Source organism: Bradyrhizobium sp. 197, from assembly GCF_023073375.1.
In the GTDB taxonomy this organism is placed as follows: domain Bacteria; phylum Pseudomonadota; class Alphaproteobacteria; order Rhizobiales; family Xanthobacteraceae; genus Bradyrhizobium.
The window spans coordinates 199722-225357 of record NZ_JADPJJ010000143.1 but is presented as its reverse complement, the minus strand read 5'-3'; the positions used below and the strand labels follow the sequence as shown (position 1 = coordinate 225357).

The following is a 25636-nucleotide window of genomic DNA, read 5'->3' as shown; positions in this document are numbered from 1 at the left end:
CATCCGTAGTGTTTCCCTTGTAGGAAACCCATATGGCGGCACTGGCGTTCACACAATGGCCGACCTGTGCAGCGCCTACGCGCGCCCATCGTGTGGGCCAGTCTCTGATGGAACCGTAAGTCCCGCTTCTGCAAGAGGAGCTCATATGCAAGAGTTCGAGCGTATCAAAGTCTTGTTCGTTGCCGGGTTTGGGCCAATCGTCCGCGATAGAGTCGCGGGCGGAAAATTATACGGCGAGACCCTCAATATCTCATTCAAGAAGGAGCAGGGTGGTTACCTGCATACTGAGGCTCTGAAAGGAGTTCGGACTTTCGCCTTGTGGCCGCTCGATCAGGCGGCACAGTCCTGCTTTGGCAAAGATTCCTGGCCAGACAATACACCTGTTCCCCAAGCATGGCTCGAATTTGATGTCGAAGACGTTGAAGGCGCAACTGCGGAACTGGAATCGCGAGGCTATCGACTGCTCATCAAGAACAAGAAGGAGCCATGGGGTCAGACTGTCACACGGTTCCTTTCGCCGGAAGGAATTCTGGTTGGAATAACAATCACTCCATCGATGCGGGACTCATGAGTGCCTCGGTGAATGTTTGGTGTCCCGTTCATCTCGACACTATCGAAGACGATCTGTTAAACTGAATTCCTAATCCTATCCGCTACTATCCAAACGCCGCCTTTTCTACGCCCCCTACTCCCACTCAATCGTCCCAGGCGGCTTGCTGGTCACGTCGTACACCACCCTATTCACGCCTTTCACCTCGTTGATGATGCGCGTGGCGGTCTCGCCGAGGAACTTCATATCGAACTGGTAGAAGTCCGCGGTCATGCCGTCGGTTGAGGTGACGGCGCGCAGGCCCACGACGAAGTCGTAGGTACGGCCGTCGCCCATGACGCCTACCGTCTTCACGGGCAGCAGCACGGCGAAAGCCTGCCAGATGTCGTCGTAGAGGCCTGCTTTCCGGATCTGGTCGATGTAGACGGCGTCGGCCTGGCGCAGGATGTCGAGTTTTTCGCGCGTGATATCGCCGGGGCAGCGGATGGCGAGGCCGGGGCCCGGGAACGGGTGGCGGCCGACGAAGATTTCGGGCAGGCCGAGCTCGCGCCCGAGCTTGCGCACCTCGTCCTTGAACAGCTCGCGCAAGGGCTCGACGAGCTTCATGTTCATGCGCGCAGGGAGACCGCCGACATTGTGGTGCGACTTGATCGTCACCGAGGGGCCGCCGGTGAAGGAGACGCTCTCGATCACGTCGGGATAGAGCGTGCCTTGCGCCAGGAAGTCGGCGCCGCCGACCTTCTTGGCCTCCTGCTCGAACACCTCGATGAAGAGGCGGCCGATGGTCTTGCGCTTGGTCTCGGGGTCGGTGACGCCTTCGAGCTCGCCCAAAAATTGCTTCGACGCATCCACGTGCACGAGCGGGATGTTGTAATGGTGGCGGAACAGGTCAACCACCGTCTCGGCTTCGTCGAGGCGGAGCATGCCGTGATCGACGAACACGCAGGTGAGCTGGTCGCCGATGGCTTCGTGGATCAGCACGGCAGCCACGGCTGAATCGACACCGCCGGAGAGGCCGCAGATCACCTTGCCCTTGCTCACCTGCGCACGGATCTTCGCTATCTCCTCCTCGCGGAAGGCGCGCATGGTCCAGTCGCCGGAGAGGCCCGCGATCTTGCGGACGAAATTGCGGATCAGTTTTGCGCCGTCGGGCGTGTGCACCACTTCGGGGTGGAACATCAGGCCGTAATATTTGCGCGTCTCGTCCTGGATGATCGCGAAGGGCGCGTTCGGCGAGGTACCGGCGACGGAGAAGCCCGGCGGCATCTTTGTGATGCGGTCGCCATGGCTCATCCAGACCTGGTTCTTGCCGCCTGCTGACCAGACGTCCTCGAACAGCTTGCTCGCGGCTTTGACCTCGACATCGGCGCGGCCAAATTCGCGGTGATGGCCGCCCTCGACGGTGCCGCCGAGCTGGGCTGCCATGGTCATCTGGCCGTAGCAGATGCCGAGGACGGGCACGCCGGAATCGAAGATTGCTTGGGGCGCGCGGGGCGAGCCCGCCTCATGCACCGACTCAGGGCCGCCGGAGAGAATCACCGCCTTCGGCTTCATCTCCTTGAAGGCTTGTTCGGCCTTGTTGAACGGGACGATCTCGCAATAGACGCCGTCCTCGCGCACGCGGCGCGCAATCAGCTGCGTCACCTGGCTGCCAAAGTCGACGATGAGAATCTTGTCGTGCGCCGAGGCCACTGAGAGCGTCGACGCGGAGCGGTCGTTCTGTGCTGCTGTCATGGCAAGCAGATACGCGACGGACGCTTTTCCCGCAACCGCGCGGGCCGCGCGCCCACATTCTTCTTTGGGCGTGGACAAATGGATATAGGTCAGTATTATTGACCTAATACGCCCCGTCAATCACCAGGGGCCGATCAGGGAGGACGCCATGCCACCGCATCATCAGCCGTCGAATCTCGCCGCGCTCGGCCACACCTGGGCGAGGCCTGGAATACTGGCGATCTCGAACGCGTGCTCACCCTCTATGACGAGGACGCCGTGATGACCTCGGACCGCATCCCCGCGATGGGATTCGAGCCGGATGGCACCGTGCGCGGCAAGGACGCTTTGCGCGCCTATTGGGGCAAGGCGCTCGGCCTGTTGCCGAACCTGCATTTCTCGCTGATCGAATTGTTCGTCAGCCCTGACAGCGTGGTGGTGGTCTACGAGAACGAGCGGGGCAAGCGGATCTGCGAGTATTTGCGGGTGAACGCGGCGGGGCTGATCGTGCAGGGCTCGGCTAATCATTTGGCGCACTAGGCCCATCCTCGTCATTGCAATGACGGAGACTGTGGCGAACGCATACGCTAGCAACACCGCCGCCGGACCACGACCAGGACCCCCACCATGAAACTCCCGACGTCCCCCTTCACCGTCACCGACTGGAGCAAGGTCACCCCGACCATCCATCCCGGCAAGACCGGGCAGGCCCAGTGGCGCACGCTCAACATCGGCGACCTCCGGGTGCGGATGGTCGAGTATTCACCGGATTATCTCGCCGACCATTGGTGCGATCGCGGCCACGTGCTCTACGTGCTGCAAGGCGAGCTCGACAGCGAGCTGCGCGACGGCCGCACGTTCAAGCTCACGGCGGGGATGAGCTACCAGGTCTCGGATTTCGGCGATGCCGCGCATCGGTCCTCCACAGCGACCGGGGCAACGCTTTTCATCGTCGATTGAGGCCTCCCGGGTGGTTAATTTGCACCGCAAAATAGCAAATTGGCGCGACATCCCGAACCACGGGTGGTGCCTTGAAGTGGCCCCAAAATCTCGCTATATTGTGATCATCGATACTTGGCCGAACGACTGGGCCGCTTCGCTTCGTTGCTGACGGGCGCGCACGCTTCAGATGAATTCTCCAACATCGACTGATGAGGACTATGGACGCAATGTCGCGTTCCGGTCTGCGTGTTAACTTCTCAAGCAAAGGAAATTCCCCATGGCTATGGGCACCGTGAAGTGGTTCAACAATCAAAAGGGTTTTGGTTTCATCCAGCCGGATGACGGCGACAAGGACGTGTTCGTGCACATCAGCGCCGTCGAGCGCGCCGGCCTCTCGACCCTCAACGAGGGCCAGAAGGTCTCGTTCGACATCGTCGCCGATCGTCGCAGCGGCAAGTCCTCCGCTGACAATCTCCGCGTCGGCTAATCGCCAGCACAACAGCGCTCTGACCACGGACGTACCGGTTAGAAGCGTTGAGACAACAGACCCCGCGAACCGGTAACGGTTCGCGGGGTTTTTTGTTTGGGTGGTTCTAGCCGGTCTTCTTCAGCACCGAAACGAAGAACCCGTCCGTGCCCGTCCGCCGCGGCGTCATCAGCCATCCCTCCGGCGACTGCAGCGCGGCCTGCGCAAACTCCTCCGACTTGTCCCAGAGCACACTCGCGGTCTGCTCGGGTGGCACCACCGCGAATTCGGGATGGCGGCCGGTGAACGCCCTCACCTGCTCGCCGTTCTCCTCGGGCAGCACCGAGCAGGTGATGTAGGCGATGCGGCCGCCGGCCTTGACCAGCGGAACCGCGCGATCGAGCACCGCGGTCTGGTCCCTCAGGCGAATCTCCAGTGCCCCCGGGCGCATGCGCCATTTGGCGTCGGGGTTGCGGCGCCAGGTTCCGGTTCCCGTGCACGGCGCGTCGATCACGACAAGGTCGGCGGTGGCGCTGATGTCGGCCAGCGGATCGGCCTCGCCCTTGGGCGTGCGCACATCGGCATTGTGGACGCCGGCGCGCGACAGGCGTTCGTGAATGGGTACGAGCTGCCGCTTGTCGCTGTCGGTTGCGATCAACCGGCCTTTGCCCTGCATCATCGCGGCGAGCGCCAGCGTCTTGCCGCCGGCGCCGGCGCAGAGATCGATCACCTGCTCGCCGGGTTTTGCCGCGGTCAAAGCGGCCGCAAGCTGCGATCCCTCATCCTGCACTTCAATTGCGCCCTTGATGAAATCCTCTTCCGCCTGGACGCCCGGGTTGCGTGCATCGGCCGAAAGCGCGATGCGCAGGCCGGTTGCGGACCAATGCGTCGGTTTCGCATGAAGATGAGCAAGCGCCCCCAGCACCTTGTCGCGATTGGATTTTAGCGTGTTGACGCGCAGGTCGAGCGGCGCCCGGCTCGCCATCGCGGCGGCCTCCGCCACGCGGTCCTCGCCGAATGCCTTCGCAAAGTACGGCTCCAGCCATTCCGGATAGTCGCCGGCGATCGCGGCCGGGGCGTCCTTCAGCGAGCGCACGGCGAGCGCGGCCTGCTCGGCGTCGGTCAGCGGCGCGGGGGCAAAGCGGCTACCGTCGAACAGCGCGGCCATGGTGGCCGCGTCCATGTTGCGCTCGAGCCGGAGCATGCCGATCAGCCGCGCCCGCGCGGTGTCGGCATCCATCAGGAACGCACTCGATGCATAGCGGCGCAGCACGTCCCAGACGAGGCCGCCGATCGCGGCGCGGTCGCCGGAGCCGGCGAAGCGGTGCGCGGTGCCCCACTCCTTCAGTGCCTTGGCCGCGGGAACGCGGTCCTTCTCGATGGTGTCGATCAGTTCGATGGCTGCGGACAGCCGGGCAGCGGGAGTCATTTCAAATCTTTCAGTGAATCCTGCAGATCAGGATTGGCGATTAGCGCCTAGATCAGCAACAGCATTTTCAGCGCGAAGTAGATCCACATCGCCAGCAGCACGAGCACGCCGGCGAGCCAGATCGTGGAGCGCGGGCCGAGCTGGTTCGAGGAGACGAATACGCCGGCATGGACGAACCGCGTCACCACGAACACCCAGGACATCAGCACGATGAAGAGATCGGCATGGCGCAAGGGAAGCGCCAGCGCGATCAGGACATAGAGCAGCACCGGCAGCTCGAACTGGTTGCGGTAGCAATTGGCGAATTGTGTGGCGCCCTGCGGCCAGTTGGGCTCGCCCAGGGCAATGTCGCGGCTCTTGCTCTCGCCGGAGACGAGCGCGCGCCGGCGCCCCAGCGCCATGGCGATCAGGAGCGCGAAGGTGAGACCGACCTGCACGAAGACCGGCAGCAAAACCATTTGAATGGACATCGGAATTTTCCCGGGATCTTCCCATCCGGCGGAAGGCACAGCTAGCGTCCATTAGCCGTCACCGCTGTTCCTGACAATCAACGAGTTGAACCGGCGTTCCCGATGAGGCGGCCAACTGTCGATAGTTAAAGCGATTTTGGCCCCTTTGGGCGCAAAGCCTGCACGCCGCCCTGCCCGTCGCCTGCCGTTACATCCCCGGCAATCACGACATCGGCGACAATCCGACCGTGATCGGCCCCTCGCCGAAGCCGCCGGTCACGTGCACCAGCGGCGCGACTTCACCTGGCGCCACACCCACCACGTCTGGGCGCCTCAGCCGGCTTCAGGAATCAACGACGCGCGCCAGGACCGGATCGCGATCAAGAAGGTCGGGCTCGTGGAGTACCGCTTCCAGCCCGACAGCTTTGAGGTCCGCCATGTCAGGGCGGCCGGCCAGGTCGACGTCGACATCGAGGAGCTGTTCGCCCAGATGGGCGGCGAGCACTAGCTCGCCGGCCGGTGTTCAAGCGACGCTTTTGAGATCCTGCTGGATCGCGGCAAGCAAGGATTGCAGAGCCTCGCTGTTCACCGGCTTGGTCCCGGTATCGGCACGCTGAACATTGGCAGGCCGCGCGGCTTTGACCGGACGCTTGGGGAATGGCGGCAAAGGCGTGGGCATTGCGGGTTGCGTGAACGCGCGCTCATCGTCGCCGTGAACGAATTTGCCATGGATGACGTCGTCTCGACGGCCCATGACGAACATGGTCGCCCAATAGCCAGCGGCCAAAAGGATTACGCAGAAAACAACAATCTCTAACATCATCGCACCTGAAATATGCGCAATGATTCAATGCCTTCGCCGGCCCGTCAATGAACCGACGGTCACACTTGCGGCTTTTGCGGGCAGGTGTGGCCGATCGGTCACTCTTTATTAACCATCTCCGCCCCCGAGGGGGCCGGAGCGGTGGATCAAGCCTTGTCCGGCCCGACCCGCACCAGCTGCTTGCCGAAATTGGCGCCCTTCAGGAGCCCCATGAAGGCTCCGGGCGCGCTTTCCAGGCCCTCGGTGACGAACTCCTTGTACTTGACCTTGCCGTCCCGGACCCAGCCGGACATATCGCGCAGGAAGTCACCATGGCGGGAGGCGAAGTCGGAGACAATGAAGCCGCGGAACGTCAGCCGCTTGGTCAGGGTCGCGCGCATCATGCTGGCCGCCCATTTCGGCGGCTTGGCCTCGGTGTCGTTGTAATGCGCAATCAGGCCGCAGACCGGCACGCGCGCGAACGGGTTGAGCAGCGGGAACACCGCCTCGAACACGACGCCGCCGACATTCTCGAAATAGACATCGATGCCCTTCGGACAGGCGTCTTTCAGCTTCGCCGCCAGATCAGGATCGCGGTGATCGAGGCAGGCATCGAAGCCGAGCTCCTTCACCACGTAGTCGCATTTGTCCTTGCCGCCGGCGATTCCAACCGCGCGTGCCCCCTTGACCTTCGCGATCTGTCCCACGGCCGAGCCGACCGCGCCGGAGGCGCCGGCGACGACGACGGTCTCGCCTTCCTGCGGCTTGCCGATATCGAGAAGGCCCGTGTAGGCGGTCATGCCGGGCATGCCGAGCACGCCAATGGCCGTCGAGATTGGCGCGAGCTTCGGGTCGATCTTGTTCAGCCCCTTGCCGTCGGAGATCGCATGCGTCTGCCAGCCCGCGCGCGACAGCACGATGTCGCCCTTGGCGAAGTTCGGATTGTTGGAGGCTGCGACCTCGCAGACCGTACCGGCTTCCATCACGCCGCCGACCGGCACCGGCGTCGCATAAGACGGACCGTCGCTCATGCGCCCACGCATATAGGGATCGAGCGACAGCCAGATCGTGCGCAGCAGGACTTCGCCCGCGCCTGGCGTCGGGACTGCGAATTCCTCAAGGCGGAAATCGGACGACTTCGGCTCGCCGACGGGACGCGCGGCGAGAACGATGCGTTTTGCTTGGGTCATGATGGCTTCCTCCAGAGTTTTCTTCGTCGCGAGCGAAGCGGAGGGAGGCAGCTGCGTCAATACAAAAGCATTGGGGTAACCGGCGCTGATGCGAGCGCGCCTCTCGTGTCCCGGACGCGCTGCAGCGCCCTTGCGCTGCTGCGCAGAGCCGGGACCCAGAACGCCCCATGCGATCAGGTGGAAAGATGGGCCCCGGCTCTGCAGCGCACCGCTAAAGAAGCGCTGCGCTGCGTCCGGGGCACGAAAGCGAGAGGACTAACCGCCGCCCGGATAGTTCGGCGCTTCGCGCGTGATGGTCACGTCGTGGACGTGGCTTTCGCGCAGGCCCGCACCGGTGATGCGGACGAAGTTCGCCTTCTCATGCAGCTCCTTCATGTCCTTTGCACCGACATAACCCATCGCGGCGCGCAAGCCCCCGGCGAGCTGGTGCATGACGTTGCCGACCGGGCCCTTGTAGGGCACTTGGCCCTCGATGCCTTCCGGCACGAGCTTCAGCGTGTCCTTGATGTCCTGCTGGAAGTAGCGGTCGGCCGAGCCGCGCGCCATCGCGCCGACCGAGCCCATGCCGCGATAGGCCTTGTAGGAGCGGCCCTGCCACAGGAACACCTCGCCGGGCGTCTCGTCGGTGCCGGCGAGCAGCGAGCCGACCATCGCGATGTCGGCGCCGGCGGCGAGCGCTTTGGCAAGGTCGCCGGAGAACTTGATGCCGCCGTCGGCGATGACGGGGATGTCGGCCTTCTTGGCAGCTTCGACCGCATCCATGATCGCGGTGAGCTGCGGCACGCCGACGCCGGCGACGATGCGCGTGGTGCAGATCGAGCCCGGGCCGATGCCGACCTTGATGCAGTCCGCCCCCGCATCGATCAGCGCCTGTGCGCCCTCAGAGGTCGCGACGTTGCCGGCAACAACCTGCACCGAATTGGACAGACGCTTGATGCGGTTGACCGCGTGCAGCACGTGACGGGAATGGCCGTGCGCGGTGTCGACCACGACGAGATCGACGCCGGCATCGATCAGCCGCTCGGTGCGCTCGAAGCCGCTATCACCGACCGTGGTGGCGGCGGCGACGCGCAGGCGCCCCTGCGCGTCCTTGCAGGCCAGCGGATGCGCGACCGCCTTCTCTATGTCCTTCACGGTGACCAGTCCGACGCAGCGATATTGATCGTCGACGACGAGCAGCTTCTCGATGCGGTGTTGGTGCAGCAACCGCCGCGCCTCGTCCTGGCTGACATTCTCGCGCACCGTTACGAGACCTTCATGCGTCATCAGCTCGGAGATTTTTTGCTGGCGGTCGGTGGCAAAGCGGACGTCGCGGTTGGTGAGAATGCCGACCAGCTTGCCCGGCGTGGACTTGCCCGCACCGGTGACGACGGGAATGCCCGAGATGCCGTGATCGCTCATCAGCTTGAGCGCGTCGTCCAGCGTGGCGTCGGGACTGATGGTGAGCGGGTTCACCACCATGCCCGACTCGTAGCGCTTGACCTGCCGCACCTGGGCGGCCTGCCCTTCGGGATCGAAATTGCGGTGGATGACGCCGAGGCCGCCGGCTTGCGCCATGGCGATCGCCATGCGGGCTTCGGTGACCGTGTCCATGGCGGAGGCCATGATCGGGATGTTGAGCGGGATGGCGCGGGTGACGCGGGAGCGGATGTCGACCTCGCCCGGCATGACGTCCGACAGGCCCGGCTTCAACAGCACGTCGTCGAACGTTAAGGCTTCGCGAATGCCCTGAAGTTGCACCGTGGCCATTTGCCAACTCCTTCCTGCGGCCCTGCCGCAAATAGCTATGGATGAGCGCCGCCCTCGGCGTACCTTGCGGCATCGCCGGAGAATCGGAGCCCATCGGTGGGGTTGACGCGGGTCGATAGCACGGGAGGGTGACGAATCAAAGCAAATCGGACCGCCGGCCAGCCATGCACAGGCCTTTTTAGGCAAGTTCAGCGCGGATAGCTCCGCGGCCCGTGCCGCCGGATGGCGTCCACGACGGCCCCGTGCCGGTAAATCATCGCGATCTCCGGCGCAGGGGCGCGCCCATCTGGGGTCACGCAGGATTTAGGTGCTATGCGTTGATCCGCAATGGTGGCGGGTCGGCGGCGATGATAAGCCGCAACTCCGCCCTTCCTTCCGATTTCCATTACCAATTCGTCATGGTCGACAAGCAACGCGTCATTCCACTGATCGTGGCCACTGCTCTCTTCATGGAGAACATGGATTCGACGGTCATCGCCACATCGCTGCCGGCGATCGCGGCCGACATCGGCACCAGCCCGTTGACGCTCAAGCTCGCGATCACCTCCTATCTGCTGTCGCTTGCGGTGTTCATCCCGGCGAGCGGCTGGACCGCCGACCGGTTCGGCGCGCGCATGGTGTTTGCGATCGCGGTCGGCGTGTTCATGGTCGGCTCGGTCGGCTGCGCGCTCTCGACATCCGTCAACGATTTCGTGTTCGCGCGCATCCTGCAAGGCATGGGCGGAGCGATGATGACCCCGGTCGGACGCCTCGTGCTGCTGCGCTCCGTCGACAAGAGCGCGCTGGTCAATGCAATGGCCTGGGTGCCGGTCCCTGCCCTGATCGGCCCAGTGATCGGGCCGCCGCTCGGCGGCTTCATCACCACCTATGCGTCGTGGCACTGGATCTTCCTGATCAACATCCCGATCGGGCTGCTCGGCATTTTCATGGCCTTGCGCTTCATCGATCCCATCAAGAGCGAGGAACGCGAGCCGTTCGACCTCTACGGCATGGTGCTGGCGGGCCTCGGCCTTGCCGGCATTGCGTTCGGGCTCTCGGTTGCCGGTCTCAATCTGTTGCCGTGGAGCACGATTGCCGCCCTGGTCGTCGGCGGATCGATCTCGATGACGCTCTACGTCATTCACGCGCGGCGGACGGGATCGCCGGTCCTCGACTTCGCGCTGCTGAGGCTTCCGACGCTGCGCGCGGCCATTCTCGGCGGGTTCATATTCCGGCTCGGCATCGGCGCGCTGCCGTTCCTGTTGCCGCTGCTGATGCAGATCGGCTTCGGCCTGTCGCCGTTCAAGTCCGGTCTCGTCACGTTTGGCTCTTCGCTCGGCGCCATGGGCATGAAGGCGCTGGCCGCAAGCGTCATCCGCGCGTTCGGCTTCCGCAAGCTGATGACGGTGAACGCACTCGTCAGCGCGGTTTTCCTCGCCGCCTGTGCGCTGTTCACGGTGACGACGCCGCTGCTCATCATCATGATCATCCTGGTGATCGGCGGCTTCTTCCGCTCGCTGGAATTCACCGCGATCAACACGGTGGCCTATGCCGAAGTCGAGACTGCGCAGATGAGCCGCGCCACCACGCTCGTCAGCGTCAACCAGCAGCTCGCGGTCTCGGCCGGCGTCGCCGTGGGTGCCGCCTCGGTGGAGACCACGATGTGGCTTAGCCATGTCAGCGAGCTCAACGCCACCGTGTTTGCGCCGGCCTTCGTCGTGATCGCCCTGACCTCGGCTGCGTCGAGCTGGTTCTTCTGGCAGATGCCCGACGATGCCGGCCACGAAGTCTCCGGCCGCAAGGCGGTCGAGATCGCGAGCCGCAAGGGTGCGGGCAAGGGCGCGGCGAGTGCCGCCATCAAGGCAGCGACGGAGGATACCCAGGACGCGCGGGATCAGCGGCTGGGATAGTCTCTGTTCTCGTCGTTGCGAGCAATGACGGAGTTTGTTGCTATTCCGTCGCCCCGCCCCGAAATCCCGTCGCGAGCACGTAGCGCTCCGAGGAATCCGCACGGCTTGCGGCAGGCTTGACGTGACGCACCGTCGCAAAATCGCGCTTGAGCTGGGCGAGCAGCTCGGCGTCGGCGCCGCTCTGGAACGCCTTTGCCAAAAAAGTTCCGCCGGGCTTTAGCACGTCGCAGGCAAAGGCGGCGGCGGTCTCGATCAGGCCGACGATGCGGAGCTGGTCGGTCTTGCGGTGGCCGGTGGTGTTGGCGGCCATGTCGGACATCACGACATCGGCGCCGCCGTCGAGCATGGCCTTGAGCTTGTCCGGCGCGTCATTGTCCATGAAATCGAGCTGAGCGAACTCGACGCCGGCAATCTCGGGGATGTCCAACAGGTCGATCGCGATCACCTTGCCCTTGCCGTCGACCGAGCCGACGCGCTTGGCGGCGATCTGGCTCCAGCCGCCCGGCGCAGCGCCGAGATCGACCACCGCCATGCCGTGCTTGAGCAGCCGATATTTGTCGTCGATCTCCAGCAGCTTGAACGCGGCGCGCGAGCGATAGCCCAGCGCCTTCGCCTTGATGACATAGGGGTCGTTGAGCTGCCGCTCCAGCCAGAGCTTCGACGACAATTTGCGCTTGCCGTGGGTCTTGACCTGGACGTGCAAGCGGCCGGTGGTGTCCTTGGCCATCTCACCAGCTCCTGAGTGCGCCGTCTTCGCGCATCATCTCGACCAGCATGCCCTCGCGCAGGCCCCGGTCGGCGACGCGCAGGCGCGGCAGCGGAAAGGCGCGGCGGATCGCATCGAGGATGGCGCAGCCGGCCAGCACGAGATCGGCGCGCTCGACGCTGATGCAGCTGTTGCCGGCGCGTTCCTCGTAGCTCATGCCGAGCAGCATGTTGATGGTCGCGGTGACGTCGGTATCATTCATCCAGACGCTGTCGATCCGGCGCCGATCGTAGCGCGCGAGCTTGAGATGGATGCCGGCAAGCGTCGTCACCGTGCCCGACGTGCCGAGCAGATGCATGTCGGCAAGATCGCCGCCATGCTGTTCGGCGAACGGCGTGATGTGACGGGCGACCTCGCGCTCCATCGCAGCGTAGATCTCCGGCGTCACGTCGCGCCCGCCGAATTGCTCGGCCAGTGTGACCACACCGAACGGAATCGACATCCAAGCTTTTATGCGTGGCTCCGGATTCTCCCAGTCGCGCTCGATCCGCACCAGCTCGGTCGAGCCGCCGCCGATGTCGAACAGGATCGCGCCGCGCCCCCTGGGATCGACCAGCGGCGAGCAGCCGAGCACGGCGAGCGCCGCCTCGGTCTCGCGGTCGATCACCTCGAGCTCGATGCCGGTCTCGGCCGCGACGCGGCTGCGAAAATCCTCCGCATTCGAAGCCGCACGGCAGGCCTCGGTGGCGATCAGCCGCAATCGCTTGGCTTTGCGCAGATTGATCTTGTCGCGACAGATGCCGAGCGCCACGACGGCGCGCTCGATCGCAGCCTCGCTGATGCAGCCGGTTGCCGAGACACCCTCGCCGAGCCGGATGATGCGCGAGAACGAATCGACCACGCGAAAGCCGTCATGGGTCGGACAGGCTATCAGGAGCCTGCAATTGTTGGTGCCGAGGTCCAGCGCCGCATAGACGCCGGTTCCCGGCGCTTGCGCGCCGACGGCCGGTTCCGTGGCAAACGCCACCGCCGCCATCGACCCCAGCTCACCGTGCGGCGCGAGGCCGTCGCGGAGCCGCGTGTGGTCATTCATACAAATTGTCTTTCCGCGGCCGGGTGGGCCGAGCTGGAATTGCTTTTTCGCCTGAAACCTTAGCAGTGCGTCAGTCCTGCGCAACAACGCATCACATGGGACCATGCCCATTCGTGCGTTGTCGTGAACGGGCCGGTGGGTTATCTCAACAGGATCCGGTCCCCCGCTGGCGCGAAAATGCGCAAATGCCGGCTTTTCAGGTCATTTCCATGCAAGAACACACGAAATCATCCACGCTCGAAAACGCTATTGCACTGCAAAAATACGGTGTCGGGCAGCCGGTCCGCCGCAAGGAGGACGACACGCTGGTGCGCGGCAAGGGCCGCTATACCGACGATTTCAACCTGCCCGGCCAGGCCCATGCCGTCGTCGTCCGCTCCACCCATGCCCATGGTATCATCCGCGGCATCAACACCGACGCCGCCAAGGCACTGCCGGGCGTGCTGGGGGTCTGGACCGGCACGGACCTCGATGCGGCCGGCTATGGCCCCTTCACCTGCGGCCTGCCGCTGAAGAACCGCGACGGCTCCCCCCTGCGCCAGACCAACCGCCAGCCGCTGGCGACCGACAAGGTCCGCTTCGTCGGCGATCCCGTCGCCTTCGTGGTCGCGGAGACGCTGGCCCAGGCGCGCGACGCGGCCGAGGCGGTCGAGCTCGACATCGAGCCGCTGGCCGCGGTGACCGAGCCCGAGGACGCCGCAAAACCCGGCGCGCCGCAACTCTACGACCACATCCCGAACAATGTCGCGCTCGACTACCATTATGGCGACATCGAGAAGGTCAACGCCGCCTTCGCCGGCGCCGCTCACGTGACCAAGGTCGACATCGAGAACACCCGCGTCGCCGTGGTCTCGATGGAGCCCCGCGTTGGCCTTGCCTCCTACGACAAGAAGACCGAGCGCTACACCATCCAGATGCCGACGCAGGGCGTCGCCGGCAACCGCGCCAACCTCGCCAAGAACCTGAAAGTGCCGAACGAGAAGGTGCGCATCCTCACCGCCAATGTCGGCGGCTCCTTCGGCATGAAGAACGTCAACTACCCTGAATACATGTGCATCCTGTACGCGGCCAAGGAGCTCGGCCGCCCGGTGAAGTGGCTGGACGAACGCTCCACCAGCTTCCTGTCCGACAGCCACGGCCGCGCCCAGAAGATTCATGCCGAGCTGGCGCTTGACGCCGAGGGGCATTTCCTCGCGGCAAAGCTCGAAGGCTACGGCAATCTCGGTGCCTACATCACCGGCGTTGCGCCCAGTCCGCTCTCGCTCAACACCAGCAAGAACTTTTCCAGCGTCTATCGCACACCGCTGATGGCCGTCGACATCAAGACGGTGCTGACCAACACCACGCTGATGGGCGCCTATCGCGGCGCCGGCCGGCCCGAGGCCAACTACTACATGGAGCGGCTGATCGACCGCGCCGCCGACGAGATGGGCATCAACCGGCTGACCTTGCGCAAGCGCAACTTCATCAAGCAGAACCAGATGCCGTTCGCCGCGTCCTCCGGCGTCACTTATGACAGCGGCGACTTCCAGGCTGTCTTCAACAAGGCGCTCGAAATCTCCGACCACGAGAATTTTGCCAAGCGCAAGAAGGAGAGCAAGAAGGCCGGCAAGCTGCGCGGTATCGCCGTCGGCTCCTATCTCGAAGTGACCGCGCCGCCGAGCCCCGAGCTCGGCAAGATCGTGTTCGATGCCGATGGCAGCGTGCAGCTCATCACCGGCACGCTCGATTACGGCCAGGGCCACGCATCCGCGTTCGCGCAGGTGCTGTGTGCGCAGCTTGGCGTGCCCTTCGACAGTGTCAAGCTGGTGCAGGGCGACAGCGACATCGTCCACACCGGCAACGGCACCGGCGGTTCGCGCTCGATCACCGCGAGCGGCATGGCGATCGTGGGGGCCGCCAAGCTCGTGATCGAAAAGGGCAAGCGTGCCGCTGCGCACATGCTGGAAGCGTCCGAAGCCGACATCGAATTCGCCGACGGCAGTTTCACGATCGCCGGCACCGACCGCAGCATCGACATCATGGAGCTCGCCAAGCGCCTGCATGACGGCAAGACGCCGGAGGGCGTGCCCGACAGCCTCGACGTCGACCACACCAGCGAACCGGTGCCGTCGGCCTTCCCGAACGGCTGCCATGTCGCCGAGGTCGAGATCGACCCTGAAACCGGCGTCGTGCAGATCGTGCGCTACAGCGCCGTCAACGATTTCGGCACGGTGATCAACCCACTGCTGGTCGCGGGCCAGCTCCATGGCGGCGTCGTCCAGGGCATTGGGCAGGCGCTGATGGAGCACATCCGCTACGACGAGAGCGGCCAGCCGATCACGGGCTCGCTGATGGACTACGCCCTGCCGCGCGCCGAGGACGTTCCGTTCATGACGGTCGGCGACCACCCCGTGCCGGCGACGACCAATCCGCTCGGCAGCAAGGGCTGCGGCGAAGCCGGCTGCGCCGGCAGCCTGTCGACGGTGGTGAACGCGGTGATCGACGCCCTCTCCGACTACGGCATCAAGCACATCGACATGCCGCTGACCCCGGAGCGGGTGTGGCGCGCGATCCAGGATGCGAAGGCGGCGTAAGGCTGCGTAATCTCCGCGTCCACAACTGTCATCGCCCGCAAAAGCGGGCGATCCAGTATTCCAGAGGCGGCGCGGCTAGAATCGAGAAGCCGCGGCGTACTGGATGCCCCGCCTTCGCGGGGCATGACAGCGCGTGTTGTTACGCTGCCGCCTGCTCGCGCGGCTGGAAGATCGCGGTGTGCTGGCAATGCGCCAGCGGCGTGGTGCCGTTGGCGACCACCAGCGCGTCGAGCTCGACGAAGCGGTGGCCTTTCTTCTCGTAGTTCGCGGTGACTTTTGCCCGCGCGGTGATCTCGTCGCCGGCGCGTGCGGCTGACAGCAGCTGCATGCGGCTGCCGACATGGATCCACGGGCCCAGAATGGTGTTGTCCACCAGCACGCGGTTCATGACGCGCTGGATCAGGCCGGGATGGCCGAGCCCCTCGCGCGCGAAGATCGGATCGGGCTCCCTGATGTCGGCGAGGTAGTCGGCTGCATCCTGCCCGGCCCAGCGCCGGGGCGTCGTGCCCAGCCAATTTCCGGTTTCGAAGGTCGCTGCGCTGACTGGCTTACGCTCGGCCACCACAGGCACCGCGATATACTCGCTCAACGACACCGCAGTCGCGGCGGCCGCCGGCAGCGTTGCCGTCCCGGTGGCGCAGAGCTCGGTGCGGCTGAACACCTCGATCGTGAGCAAGCCATTGTGCTCGGTCGCATCGACATCGGCGGTCTCGCCGTCATAGACCGGCTTGATGAAGCGCGCCTCGACCAGCCCGCGCGACAGGAAATCGCGGCCCCAGCGCGCCACCGGCACGTGCATCATGTAGGCGAAGACATCGACGCCCGGAACCAGCCCGCCGGAAAAGCCGAAGCGGCGCGCCACATTGTCGTCATGCATCTTGTTTTCGGATTGTTTTGCAGTGTTGTAGGCCACGACGCGATGGGTTTCGAGCCGGTTCGGCATGGGGTCACCTTCCCTCAATTCTTGCTCTGAATTCTTGTTGTTGCGGACCGATCGTAGGCCTTGAGGAACCGGGGTCAATCCCCTCGCCTTTGCGGCCCGGATGGGGTACCACGCGCGGGCTGCGGAACCGCTTCGCAAGCCCCATCTACGGATAATGACGAACCCTCAAAACACCACCCGCATCTACGTCGACGCCGACGCCTGCCCCGTCAAGGACGAAATCTATCGCGTAGCCGGCAGGCACGGCTTGCCCGTGAGCGTGGTCGCGGGCAATTTCATCCGCGTGCCGCAGGACCCGCTGATCGAGCGGGTGGCCGCGGGCGCCGGTATGGATGCCGCCGACGACTGGATCGCCGAGCGCGCGGGGCCCGGCGATATCGTTATTACCACGGATATTCCGCTCGCGAGCCGCTGCGTGAAGGCCGGCGCCGATGTGATTGCATCCAACGGCAAGCCATTCACGGAAGAATCGATCGGGATGACGCTCGCGGTCCGCAACCTGATGACGGATTTGCGCTCGGCAGGCGAAGTCACGGGCGGCCCGAAATCGTTTGCACCACGCGACCGCTCGACGTTTCTGTCGACGCTCGACCAGACCATCCGCCGCATTCAGCGCCGCCGCGCCGACCAGGCCGCAACAAGACAGGACTGAGACACCGCATGGCGCCACCGCTGATTCAACTGCGCGATATCAAGCTGACCTTTGGCGGCACGCCGCTCCTGGCGAACGTCGAACTGTCGGTTTCGACCGGCGAGCGCGTCTGCCTGATCGGCCGCAACGGTTCGGGCAAATCGACACTGCTCAAGATCGCTGCCGGCCTGGTCGAACCGGATGGCGGCAGCCGTTTCGTGCAGCCCGGCGCCACCATCCGCTACCTGCCGCAGGAGCCCGATTTTGCCGGTTTCTCCACCACGCTGGCCTATGTCGAGGCCGGCCTCCATGCCGGCGACGATCACTATCAGGCGCGCTATCTGGTCGAACAGCTCGGCCTCAGCGGCGAAGAAGACCCGGCGCATGTCTCGGGCGGCGAAGCGCGCCGCGCCGCGCTGGCGCGCGTGCTGGCGCCCTCGCCCGATATCCTGCTGCTGGACGAGCCGACCAACCATCTGGATCTCACGACCATCGAATGGCTGGAGGGCGAACTGGAGAGCCGCCGCTGCGCGCTGGTGATCATCAGCCACGATCGGCGCTTCCTGAGCAATCTCTCGCGCAGCACCGCCTGGCTCGACCGCGGCCAGATCCGGCAGATCGACCGCGGCTTCAGCGCCTTTGAGGCCTGGCGCGACGAGGTGCTCGCGGAGGAAGAGCGCGACCAGCACAAGCTCGACCGCAAGATCGTCAACGAGGAGCACTGGTTGCGCTACGGCGTCTCGGGCCGCCGCAAGCGCAACGTCAAGCGGCTTGGAAACCTGCACGCGCTGCGCGATCAGCGCCGCACCCATCGCGGAGCGACGGGCAACGCCAACCTCGCGGCTGCCGAAGCCGACAAATCCGGCAAGCTCGTCATCGAGGCTAAGAATATCAGCCGGTCCTATGGCGAGCGAAAGATCGTCGACGGCTTCTCGATCCGCGTCCAGCGCGGCGATCGCATCGGCATCGTCGGCCCGAACGGCGCCGGCAAGACGACGCTGATCGAGATGCTGACCGGCGGCAGCGCACCGGACAGCGGCAGCTTACGGCTCGGCGCCAACATCGAGATGGCGACGCTCGACCAGCACCGCGAAAGTCTCGATCCCAAATCGACGCTGGCCGAGGCGCTGACCGGCGGCCGCGGCGACCACGTCATGGTCGGCGGCAAGCCAAAGCATGTCGTCAGCTACATGAAGGACTTCCTGTTCGCCCAGGAACAGATGCGCACGCCGCTGGAGGTGCTGTCCGGCGGCGAGCGCGGCCGGCTGATGCTGGCACGCGCGCTGGCGAAGCCCTCCAATCTCCTGGTGCTGGACGAGCCGACCAACGACCTCGATCTCGAGACCCTCGACGTCCTCGAGGAAATGCTCGGCGACTACGAGGGCACCGTAATTCTGATCAGCCATGATCGCGATTTTCTCGACCGCGTGGTGACGTCCGTGATCGTGCCTGAGGGCGATGGGCGCTGGCTCGAATATGCCGGCGGTTACACCGACATGCTGGCCCAGCGTGGCGTCGACTTGAAGCGCGCGACAGCGAAAGCCGCCGAAGAGAAGAGAGAGACGCGGTCAGCAGCACCTTCCGGCGTCACGAAACGACGGTTGACGTTCAACGAGCAACACGCGCTGGAGACGCTGCCCAAGACCATCGCCAAACTGCAGGCCGAAATCGCCAAGCAGCAGCGGTTCCTTGACGACCCCGATCTGTTCCGCAAAGATCGCAAGCGCTTCGATCAGGCCTCCGACGCTCTGACGAAAGCGCAAGGGGAACTGGCCGAGGCCGAGGACAAATGGCTGGAGCTCGAAGTGCGGCGCGAAGAGATCGAGAAAGCTTGACCCATGACAACGACACTCGCTGCAAAAATTGCCCGCGAATACGGCACGCCCTGCGCCGTCATCGACATGGACAAGGTCGAACGCAACATCGCGCGCATCCAGAAGGCCTGCGATGACGCGGGTGTAGCCAACCGTCCCCACATCAAGACGCACAAGAATCCGACTATCGCGAAGATGCAGATCGCGGCCGGCGCGAAAGGCATCACCTGCCAGAAGCTCGGTGAAGCCGAGATCATGGCCAATGCCGGCATCGATAATATCCTGATCAGCTACAACCTGCTCGGCGACGAGAAGATGGCGCGGTTAGGGGCGTTGCAGGCCAAGGCCAACATGACGGCCGCCGCCGACAATTCGACCGTCGTCGCCGGTCTGCCCAAGGCCGCCGCTGCGTCGGGCCGACCGCTGTCGGTCGTGGTCGAATGCGATACTGGGCGCAAGCGCGCCGGTGTTGAAACGCCGGCCGAGGCGATTGCGCTCGCGCGCGAGATCGCCGCGTCCAAGGGGCTCGAGTTCGCCGGCTTCATGCTGTATCCGACCGAGACCGGCTGGGCGGACGCGCAAAAGTTCTACGACGAGGCCCTGGCCGGCGTGCGCGCGCACGGGCTGGATGCAAAAATCGTCTCGACCGGTGGCACGCCAAACCTGAAGAATCTCGGCAAGCTCAAGGGCGGCACCGAGCACCGCTTCGGCACCTACATCTACAACGACCGCATGCAGGTCGCCGCCGGCTCCGCCACCTGGGACGATTGCGCGCTGCACATCTATTCGGCGGTGGTCAGCCGCGCCGCGCCCGAGCGCGGCATCCTCGATGCCGGCTCAAAGACGCTGACCACGGACACCGGCGGCCTCGACGGCCACGGCCTGATCCTGGAGCACCCCGAAGCCAAGATCGCGCGCTTCGCCGAGGAGCACGGCTTCCTGGACCTCTCCCGCAGCAACACCAGGCCCAATGTCGGCGACATCGTGCGGATCGTGCCCAATCATGTCTGCGTCGTCGTCAACATGATGGACGAGGTGGTGATGGTGCGCGGCGAAGAAATCATCGGCACGCTTCCGGTCGCGGCACGGGGGAAGCTGCGGTAGGGGCTTCGACGATTCCACAGCCGTCATTGCGAGGAGCTCTTGCGACGAAGCAATCCAGACTACCTCCGTGGAGGATTCTGGATTGCTTCGCTACGCTCGCAATGACGGTGTTTAGCGGTCGAGCCACTTAAGCATACCCCGCCCCGCCGCAGCCCCCGTGGCGAACGAGGCCTGAAGCAAATAGCCACCCGTCGGCGCCTCCCAGTCCAGCATCTCACCGGCTGCGAACACGCCCGGCAGCTTGCGGATCATGAAGTCCGCGTCGAGCTCGTCGAACGATATCCCACCGGCGCTGGAGATCGCGCGCGCGATCGGCGCGACGCCCGTGAGCTTGATCGGCACGGCGTTGATCAGCTCCGCCAATTGTTCAGCCGACATTGCCGACAACGATTGACCCGCACCGATGGCGGCTTCCTGCAACAGCCCGACAGCGACCGGACACAGCTGCGCAGCCTTGCGCAAGAAGTTGGAGAATGATTGCTTGCCGCGCGAGGCGGACAGACGCTTGACGAGTTCGCCATGATGCACGTCCGGCCGCAACGCGACGTGCAGGACCGCTTCGGCGTTCGCCGCAATCGCCTCGCGCAGTTCGGCCGACAATGCATAAATCGCCCCGCCCTCGATCCCGCCGCTTGTGATGACGGCCTCGCCGCGCGCGCGGTGCGGGCCGAAGGACAGCGCAGCACCCTTGAGCGGCTGGCCTTCGAAGCGCGTGCGGAAGATTTCGGACCAAGCGACGATGAAGCCGGAGTTCGCAGGCCGCAGCGGCGAGATTGAAATGCCTTTGTCGGCCAGGATCGTCGTCCAGCCGCCATCGGAGCCCAGTCGCGGCCAGCTTGCGCCGCCGAGTGCCAGCACCGTGGCGTCTGCGGCGATGGCGGCGGCGCCGCCGGGTTTTTCAAGGACTAGCCGTCCCTCCCCGTCCCAGCCCATCCAGCGATGGCGAAAGGCAAAGCGCACGCCGGCGGCATCGAGCCGTCGCAGCCAGGCCCGCAGCAAGGGCGAGGCCTTGAACGCTTTCGGAAACACACGCCCGCTGGAGCCGACAAACGTCGGCTCGCCCAGCGCCTCGCTCCAGGCACGCAAGGCGTCCGGCGTAAGCGCTGCGATCGCCGCGTGCAGCTTCGGCGCCGCCTCGCGATAGCGCGCCATGAACTGCGGCAACGGCTCGCTGTGGGTGAGATTGAGCCCGCCGCGGCCGGCCATCAAGAATTTGCGGCCCGCGGACGGCATCGCGTCGTAGACGGTGACGCGAGCACCGCCTTGCGCCAGCACTTCGGCCGCCATCAGCCCGGCAGGGCCGGCGCCGATGACGGCGACGCCTGTCAGAGTTTCACCCCGGCGCGCGCCGCGGCCTGCGCCACGTATTTCTGCGTCTGCTCGAACGCGCCCTGTAACGCCTTCGCCTTCGACATGTCGCTGATCTCGGCGAAATGCGCCGCGACCGCGTCCGGGGTCCACTCGGCCTCCGGCAGGTTGACGCCTTCGCTCTCGACGATCTTGATCACCGCGAACGAACCGGCGCCGGCGCCCATGATGGTGCGGGTCGGCGCATCCTCACTGAGCATGTACTCGACCGCGGGCGTGATCGCGTTCGGCTTCATCAATTGCAGCGCCTGCGGCGGCAGCAGCTCTTCCGTCATGCGGGTTGCCGCCGTCGGCGAGATGATGTTGACGCGGATGTCGGTCTTACGGCCCTCTTCCGCCAGCACGTTCATCAGGCCGACCATGCCGGACTTGGCGGCACCGTAATTGGCCTGGCCGAAATTGCCGTAGAGGCCGGAGGACGACGTGGTCAGCACGATGCGGCCGTAGCTGCGGTCGCGCATGCCGGCCCAGGCCGCCTTGCAGCAATAGAAGGTGCCGACGAGGTGCACGTCGAGCACCTTCTGGAAATCGGCCGCTTCCATCTTGCCGAACGACTTGTCGCGCAAAATGCCGGCATTGGCGCACAAGAGGTCCACGCTGCCCCACTCCCTGGTGGCGCGCTCGACCATGGCGGTGACCTGCTCGAAATTCGAAACGTCGGCGCCGTCGGCCATCGCGGTGCCGCCGGCCTTGCGGATTTCCTCGACCACGGCTTCCGCGGGCGAGAGCGAACCGCCGCTGCCATCGCGCGCGCCGCCGAAATCGTTGACTACGACTTTCGCACCGCGGCTCGCCAGCCCCAGCGCATGCGCCCGTCCGAGACCATTGCCCGCGCCGGTAACGATGGCGACGCGTCCGTCGAACCTGATTGCCATTGTGCAGTTCCTGCTTCTTCTTCCTTCGCCCCTTGTGGGAGAAGGTGGCGCGAAGCGCCGGATAAGGGGTCTCTATCGACGGCGGAGCTCGCGGAGAGATACCCTCACCCGGCTTCGCGTTCCGCAAAGCCACCCTCTCCCACAGGGGAGAGGGTGAGAAAGCTCCGCGAGAGATTTGAACAGCTTTTGAGCAGCGATGGCTGGCCGGGTCAAGCCCGGCCATGCCGACCTACGCTAGGCGAAATAGATCAAGCCAAGCCACTCCGCGACCAGCGCGGGCTTGTCTTCGCCTTCGATCTCCACCGTGACGTTGGTGCGCGACTGCAATTCGTTCGGCTTGCGCAGCTTGGCTTCCGCCAGCACGAAGCGGCCGCGGACCCGCTTGCCCGAGCGCACCGGCGAGATGAAGCGCAGCTTGTCGAAACCGTAATTGACGCCCATCGTGGTGCCCGCGATGACGGGCATCACCTCGTAGGACATGATCGACAGCAGCGACATCGTGAGGAAGCCGTGCGCGATGGTGGTGCCGAACGCCGTCTCCTTCTTCGCACGCTCCGGATCGACATGGATGAACTGGTGATCCTCGATCACGTCGGCATAGGTGTCGATGCGGGGCTGGTCGACCAGATGCCACGACGACACGCCGATCTCCTTGCCGACCATGGCCTGATAGGCGTCCAAGGAAATCGGCGGCTTCTTCCAGACTTCGTTCACTTAGGTCTCACTCCGTGTTTTCGGCAGCTCCGGAAAATCCTCTTCCCGGAATTCCCGGCCGCGCAGGGGATCGTTGCGGTCGTCGTCGCGCTCGATACGTCGTAGCTGCACGCGGCGGATCTTGCCTGAGATCGTCTTCGGCAGCTCCGTGACGATTTCGAGGCGGCGGATGCGCTTGAACGGCGCAAGGCGCGTATGCAGATGTTGGAAGATGGAGAGCGCCGTCGCTGGCGATCGCTCCGCGCCCGCGGTCAGCAGCACGAAGGCCTTGGGAACCGCGAGCCGGATCGGATCCGGGCTCGGCACCACGGCGGCTTCCGCCACCAGCTCATGCTCGAGCAACACGCTCTCCAGCTCGAACGGGCTGATGCGATAATCGGAGGATTTGAACACGTCGTCGGAGCGGCCGACGAAGGTGAGATAGCCATCCTCGTCTTCGAACACAACGTCACCGCTGCGATAGAGTTCGCCTTCGGCGCCGGACAGCCCGCCGTCGTCGCCCTGATATCCCTGCATCAGGCCGGCAGGGCGCTCACGGCCCAGCAGCAGCGCCACCTCGCCTTCCCTGGCAGGATAGCCGTCGGCGTCGCTGACCTGCACGCGGTAGCCCGGCAAGGGCCGGCCCATCGATCCGACCTTGATCTTTTGCCCCGGCGAGTTGCCGGCGAGCGCGGTCGTTTCAGTCTGGCCATAGCCGTCGCGGATGGTAAGGCCCCAAGCGGCCTGCACCTGGTCGATCACTTCAGGATTGAGCGGCTCGCCTGCGCCGCAGACCTCGCGCAACGCCACCTTGAAAGCTGCGAGGTTCTCCTGGATGAACAGCCGCCACACCGTCGGCGGCGCACACAGCGTGGTGACGCCGCAGCGGCCGATGGTGGCAAGCAATCCCTTGGCGTCGAAGCGCGGCTGGTTGACCACGAACACGGTCGCGCCCGCATTCCACGGCGCGAACAAACAGCTCCAGGCGTGCTTGGCCCAGCCGGGCGAGGAGATGTTGAGATGGACATCGCCAGGCTTCAACCCGATCCAGTACATGGTCGAGAGGTGGCCGACGGGATAACTGCGCTGGCTGTGCCGCACCAGTTTTGGCTTTGCCGTGGTGCCCGAGGTGAAATAGAGCAGCATCGCGTCATCGGCGTTGGTCGGGCCGTCAGGCGTGAATTGCTCCGAAGCTTTTACCGCTCCGTCATAGGCAAGCCAGCCGTCGGAGGCCGCACCGACCACAATGCGGACGATGTTCTCCGCACCAAGGCTGGTGAATTTTGCGACCTGATCCTCGGCGGCGACCACCGCCTTCGCCTTGCCGCGATCGAGCCGGTCGCGGAGTTCGTCGGCCGTGAGCAGCGTGGTGGCGGGAATCACGACGACGCCGAGCTTTATCGCAGCCAGCATGGTCTCCCACAGCGGAACCACATTGCCGAGCAGCAGCAGGAGATGATCGCCGCGCTTCAGGCCCTGCGCGCGGAGGAAGTTCGCCACCTGGTTGGAGCGGAGCGAGAGTGCCGCGAAGGACAATTTGGTCTGCCGGTCCTGTGCGGCATCGACGATCCAGAGCGCAGGACGATCCTTGCTGTCAATATTCGCCGCCAGCTCGGCGTCGAACCAGTCGAGCGCCCAGTTGAAAGGAACCGGATCGGGCCAGCGGAAGTCCTTGACCGCTGTCTCATAGTCCGTGCGGTTATGAAGCAGAAACGCGCGCGCTTCCTGAAATGTCGTCATCAAGCTTTCCCGGCCAGACTCCTAACGTGCTTGATAATTCCGGAAAAATCCACCCCGCCCTGGCCGGCTGCGTCGAAGGACTGATAGATCTCCTGCGCATGCTTGCCGAGCGGCGTCGCCGCACCCGCGGCCTTGGCGGCGTCCTGCGCCAGCGTCAGATCCTTTACCATCAGCGCCGAGGCAAAACCCGGCTTGTAGTCGTTGTTGGCCGGCGAGGTCGGCACCGGTCCCGGCACCGGGCAATAGGTCGTGAGCGACCAGCACTGGCCCGACGAGGTCGAGGCGACGTCGAACAGCGCCTGATGCGAGAGGCCGAGCTTCTCAGCCAACGCAAAGGCTTCGCTCACCGCGATCATGGAAATGCCGAGGATCATGTTGTTGCAGATCTTTGCCGCCTGGCCCGCGCCGGCGCCGCCGCAATGCACGATCTTCTTGCCCATCTTCTCCAGCACCGGCTTGGCCGCCGCAAACGCGCGCTCCTCGCCGCCGCACATGAAGGTCAGCGTCGCACCCTTGGCACCACCGGTGCCGCCGGAGACCGGCGCATCGATCGCGAGCACGCCGTCCTTGGCGGCCAGCGCATGCGCCTGCCGTGCGCTCTCGACGTCGATGGTGGAACTGTCGATGATCAGGGCGCCCTTGGCCATCGCAGGAACGACCTCTCCCCACACGCCGAGAACGTGCTTGCCGGCGGGCAGCATCGTGACGACCACATCAGCGCCCTTCACGGCGCCCGCCGCGCTGTCGGCGATGCCGGCGCCATCGGCCTTGGCCTGGTTGCGCGAGGCCTCGGCCAGGTCGAAGGCCACCACCTTGTGGCCGGCTTTGACCAGATTGGCCGCCATCGGGCCGCCCATGTTGCCGAGACCGATGAATGCAATCGTGGCCATCTCGATGTCCTCCGCTTATGCGTT

At 64.8% G+C, this 25636-nt stretch carries 23 protein-coding genes and 1 pseudogene; 10 read left to right on the top strand and 14 right to left on the bottom strand.

All coding sequences use genetic code 11. The features are described from left to right. Nucleotides 1-145: 145 nt before the first annotated feature. On the top strand, nt 146-571 hold the full coding sequence (locus tag IVB27_RS32400) for a VOC family protein (protein WP_247446845.1): 426 nt from the start codon (nt 146-148) through the stop codon (nt 569-571). Between the two features lie 114 nt (nt 572-685). Here IVB27_RS32400 and guaA read toward each other — a convergent pair whose 3' ends face one another. Further along, a complete protein-coding gene (gene guaA, locus IVB27_RS32395) occupies nt 686-2284 on the bottom strand; it encodes a glutamine-hydrolyzing GMP synthase (RefSeq protein WP_247446844.1) in 1599 nt (532 codons plus the stop codon). Between the two features lie 148 nt (nt 2285-2432). Here guaA and IVB27_RS32390 point away from each other — a divergent pair. From IVB27_RS32390 to IVB27_RS32380, 3 genes and pseudogenes are all read left to right on the top strand, one after another. Further along, nucleotides 2433-2803: pseudogene (locus tag IVB27_RS32390) on the top strand (nuclear transport factor 2 family protein). 87 nt (nt 2804-2890) lie between these two features. Continuing rightward, on the top strand, nt 2891-3223 hold the full coding sequence (locus IVB27_RS32385; RefSeq protein ID WP_247446843.1) for a DHCW motif cupin fold protein: 333 nt from the start codon (nt 2891-2893) through the stop codon (nt 3221-3223). A 259-nt stretch (nt 3224-3482) separates the two neighbouring features. Beyond that, nucleotides 3483-3692 carry a cold-shock protein gene (locus IVB27_RS32380; protein WP_007592195.1) on the top strand — a complete coding sequence of 70 codons (210 nt, stop codon included), beginning with the start codon at nt 3483-3485 and terminating at the stop codon, nt 3690-3692. Nucleotides 3693-3798: 106 nt separating this feature from the next. On the opposite strand, the gene IVB27_RS32375 is transcribed toward IVB27_RS32380, so the two are convergent. Continuing rightward, a complete protein-coding gene (locus IVB27_RS32375) occupies nt 3799-5100 on the bottom strand; it encodes an RsmB/NOP family class I SAM-dependent RNA methyltransferase (protein ID WP_247446842.1) in 1302 nt (433 codons plus the stop codon). A 47-nt stretch (nt 5101-5147) separates the two neighbouring features. After that, nucleotides 5148-5570 (bottom strand): MAPEG family protein, encoded by a 423-nt coding sequence (locus IVB27_RS32370; RefSeq protein WP_247446841.1) that lies wholly within the window; start codon nt 5568-5570, stop codon nt 5148-5150. A gap of 259 nt (nt 5571-5829) precedes the next feature. Between IVB27_RS32370 and IVB27_RS32365 the strand changes: the two genes are divergently transcribed. Further along, nucleotides 5830-6057: a hypothetical protein gene (locus IVB27_RS32365; RefSeq protein ID WP_247346030.1), complete on the top strand. Its 228-nt coding sequence runs from the start codon at nt 5830-5832 to the stop codon at nt 6055-6057. Nucleotides 6058-6072: 15 nt separating this feature from the next. Here the strand turns inward: IVB27_RS32365 and IVB27_RS32360 are convergent, their stop codons facing one another. From IVB27_RS32360 to guaB, 3 genes are all read right to left on the bottom strand, one after another. Then, on the bottom strand, nt 6073-6369 hold the full coding sequence (locus IVB27_RS32360) for a hypothetical protein (protein WP_247446840.1): 297 nt from the start codon (nt 6367-6369) through the stop codon (nt 6073-6075). 149 nt (nt 6370-6518) lie between these two features. Then, nucleotides 6519-7541, bottom strand: coding sequence for an NADPH-dependent curcumin/dihydrocurcumin reductase (curA, locus tag IVB27_RS32355; protein ID WP_247446839.1), 1023 nt, complete (start codon nt 7539-7541; stop codon nt 6519-6521). Between the two features lie 255 nt (nt 7542-7796). Next, on the bottom strand, nt 7797-9290 hold the full coding sequence (guaB, locus tag IVB27_RS32350; RefSeq protein ID WP_247446838.1) for an IMP dehydrogenase: 1494 nt from the start codon (nt 9288-9290) through the stop codon (nt 7797-7799). Nucleotides 9291-9688: 398 nt separating this feature from the next. On the opposite strand from guaB, the gene IVB27_RS32345 reads away from it, so the two are divergent. After that, the gene (locus IVB27_RS32345) at nt 9689-11179 is read left to right on the top strand and encodes an MFS transporter (RefSeq protein WP_247446837.1); all 1491 of its coding nucleotides are present in this window, start codon (nt 9689-9691) and stop codon (nt 11177-11179) included. 40 nt (nt 11180-11219) lie between these two features. Here the strand turns inward: IVB27_RS32345 and IVB27_RS32340 are convergent, their stop codons facing one another. Together IVB27_RS32340 and IVB27_RS32335 are read right to left on the bottom strand one after the other, a co-directional pair. After that, nucleotides 11220-11906: an RlmE family RNA methyltransferase gene (locus tag IVB27_RS32340; protein WP_247346005.1), complete on the bottom strand. Its 687-nt coding sequence runs from the start codon at nt 11904-11906 to the stop codon at nt 11220-11222. A 1-nt stretch (nt 11907) separates the two neighbouring features. Then, nucleotides 11908-12978, bottom strand: coding sequence for a Ppx/GppA phosphatase family protein (locus IVB27_RS32335; RefSeq protein WP_247446836.1), 1071 nt, complete (start codon nt 12976-12978; stop codon nt 11908-11910). A gap of 209 nt (nt 12979-13187) precedes the next feature. Between IVB27_RS32335 and IVB27_RS32330 the strand changes: the two genes are divergently transcribed. Beyond that, the gene (locus tag IVB27_RS32330) at nt 13188-15554 is read left to right on the top strand and encodes a xanthine dehydrogenase family protein molybdopterin-binding subunit (RefSeq protein WP_247446835.1); all 2367 of its coding nucleotides are present in this window, start codon (nt 13188-13190) and stop codon (nt 15552-15554) included. A gap of 139 nt (nt 15555-15693) precedes the next feature. Here IVB27_RS32330 and IVB27_RS32325 read toward each other — a convergent pair whose 3' ends face one another. Then, nucleotides 15694-16497 (bottom strand): hypothetical protein, encoded by an 804-nt coding sequence (locus IVB27_RS32325; protein WP_247446834.1) that lies wholly within the window; start codon nt 16495-16497, stop codon nt 15694-15696. A gap of 154 nt (nt 16498-16651) precedes the next feature. On the opposite strand from IVB27_RS32325, the gene IVB27_RS32320 reads away from it, so the two are divergent. Genes IVB27_RS32320 through IVB27_RS32310 form a run of 3 tightly spaced genes read left to right on the top strand, consistent with a single transcriptional unit; the run spans nt 16652 to nt 20046 of the window. Then, complete coding sequence (locus IVB27_RS32320) at nt 16652-17149, top strand: YaiI/YqxD family protein (protein ID WP_247345994.1); 498 nt, start codon at nt 16652-16654, stop codon at nt 17147-17149. 8 nt (nt 17150-17157) lie between these two features. Then, on the top strand, nt 17158-18963 hold the full coding sequence (locus tag IVB27_RS32315; RefSeq protein ID WP_247446833.1) for an ABC-F family ATP-binding cassette domain-containing protein: 1806 nt from the start codon (nt 17158-17160) through the stop codon (nt 18961-18963). A gap of 3 nt (nt 18964-18966) precedes the next feature. Further along, nucleotides 18967-20046, top strand: coding sequence for a D-TA family PLP-dependent enzyme (locus IVB27_RS32310; protein ID WP_247446832.1), 1080 nt, complete (start codon nt 18967-18969; stop codon nt 20044-20046). Between the two features lie 111 nt (nt 20047-20157). Here the strand turns inward: IVB27_RS32310 and IVB27_RS32305 are convergent, their stop codons facing one another. The 5 genes from IVB27_RS32305 to mmsB form a co-directional block, all read right to left on the bottom strand. Next, the gene (locus IVB27_RS32305) at nt 20158-21375 is read right to left on the bottom strand and encodes a BaiN/RdsA family NAD(P)/FAD-dependent oxidoreductase (RefSeq protein WP_256468482.1); all 1218 of its coding nucleotides are present in this window, start codon (nt 21373-21375) and stop codon (nt 20158-20160) included. Beyond that, nucleotides 21372-22289: an SDR family NAD(P)-dependent oxidoreductase gene (locus tag IVB27_RS32300; protein ID WP_247446830.1), complete on the bottom strand. Its 918-nt coding sequence runs from the start codon at nt 22287-22289 to the stop codon at nt 21372-21374. The genes IVB27_RS32305 and IVB27_RS32300 overlap by 4 nt, the downstream gene beginning before the upstream one ends. Nucleotides 22290-22523: 234 nt before the next feature. Next, nucleotides 22524-23003 carry a MaoC family dehydratase gene (locus IVB27_RS32295; RefSeq protein ID WP_007609115.1) on the bottom strand — a complete coding sequence of 160 codons (480 nt, stop codon included), beginning with the start codon at nt 23001-23003 and terminating at the stop codon, nt 22524-22526. Continuing rightward, nucleotides 23004-24722 (bottom strand): AMP-binding protein, encoded by a 1719-nt coding sequence (locus IVB27_RS32290; protein ID WP_247446829.1) that lies wholly within the window; start codon nt 24720-24722, stop codon nt 23004-23006. It abuts the gene before it with no gap. Continuing rightward, nucleotides 24722-25612, bottom strand: coding sequence for a 3-hydroxyisobutyrate dehydrogenase (gene mmsB, locus IVB27_RS32285; RefSeq protein WP_247446828.1), 891 nt, complete (start codon nt 25610-25612; stop codon nt 24722-24724). The genes IVB27_RS32290 and mmsB overlap by 1 nt, the downstream gene beginning before the upstream one ends. Nucleotides 25613-25636: the final 24 nt, after the last annotated feature.

Bases quoted from the DNA above. Each gene is read 5' to 3' on its own strand.
- IVB27_RS32360 (WP_247446840.1), bottom strand. From the start codon at position 6,369: ATGTTAGAGATTGTTGTTTTCTGCGTAATCCTTTTGGCCGCTGGCTAT.
- IVB27_RS32320 (WP_247345994.1), top strand. From the start codon at position 16,652: ATGACGAACCCTCAAAACACCACCCGCATCTACGTCGACGCCGACGCC.
- IVB27_RS32340 (WP_247346005.1), bottom strand. From the start codon at position 11,906: ATGGCCAAGGACACCACCGGCCGCTTGCACGTCCAGGTCAAGACCCAC.
- IVB27_RS32310 (WP_247446832.1), top strand. From the start codon at position 18,967: ATGACAACGACACTCGCTGCAAAAATTGCCCGCGAATACGGCACGCCC.
- curA (WP_247446839.1), bottom strand. From the start codon at position 7,541: ATGACCCAAGCAAAACGCATCGTTCTCGCCGCGCGTCCCGTCGGCGAG.
- IVB27_RS32325 (WP_247446834.1), bottom strand. From the start codon at position 16,497: ATGCCGAACCGGCTCGAAACCCATCGCGTCGTGGCCTACAACACTGCA.
- IVB27_RS32375 (WP_247446842.1), bottom strand. From the start codon at position 5,100: ATGACTCCCGCTGCCCGGCTGTCCGCAGCCATCGAACTGATCGACACC.
- IVB27_RS32370 (WP_247446841.1), bottom strand. From the start codon at position 5,570: ATGTCCATTCAAATGGTTTTGCTGCCGGTCTTCGTGCAGGTCGGTCTC.
- IVB27_RS32380 (WP_007592195.1), top strand. From the start codon at position 3,483: ATGGCTATGGGCACCGTGAAGTGGTTCAACAATCAAAAGGGTTTTGGT.
- IVB27_RS32300 (WP_247446830.1), bottom strand. From the start codon at position 22,289: ATGGCAATCAGGTTCGACGGACGCGTCGCCATCGTTACCGGCGCGGGC.
- IVB27_RS32335 (WP_247446836.1), bottom strand. From the start codon at position 12,978: ATGAATGACCACACGCGGCTCCGCGACGGCCTCGCGCCGCACGGTGAG.
- IVB27_RS32330 (WP_247446835.1), top strand. From the start codon at position 13,188: ATGCAAGAACACACGAAATCATCCACGCTCGAAAACGCTATTGCACTG.
- mmsB (WP_247446828.1), bottom strand. From the start codon at position 25,612: ATGGCCACGATTGCATTCATCGGTCTCGGCAACATGGGCGGCCCGATG.
- IVB27_RS32315 (WP_247446833.1), top strand. From the start codon at position 17,158: ATGGCGCCACCGCTGATTCAACTGCGCGATATCAAGCTGACCTTTGGC.
- guaB (WP_247446838.1), bottom strand. From the start codon at position 9,290: ATGGCCACGGTGCAACTTCAGGGCATTCGCGAAGCCTTAACGTTCGAC.
- IVB27_RS32385 (WP_247446843.1), top strand. From the start codon at position 2,891: ATGAAACTCCCGACGTCCCCCTTCACCGTCACCGACTGGAGCAAGGTC.
- IVB27_RS32290 (WP_247446829.1), bottom strand. From the start codon at position 24,722: ATGACGACATTTCAGGAAGCGCGCGCGTTTCTGCTTCATAACCGCACG.
- guaA (WP_247446844.1), bottom strand. From the start codon at position 2,284: ATGACAGCAGCACAGAACGACCGCTCCGCGTCGACGCTCTCAGTGGCC.
- IVB27_RS32400 (WP_247446845.1), top strand. From the start codon at position 146: ATGCAAGAGTTCGAGCGTATCAAAGTCTTGTTCGTTGCCGGGTTTGGG.
- IVB27_RS32345 (WP_247446837.1), top strand. From the start codon at position 9,689: ATGGTCGACAAGCAACGCGTCATTCCACTGATCGTGGCCACTGCTCTC.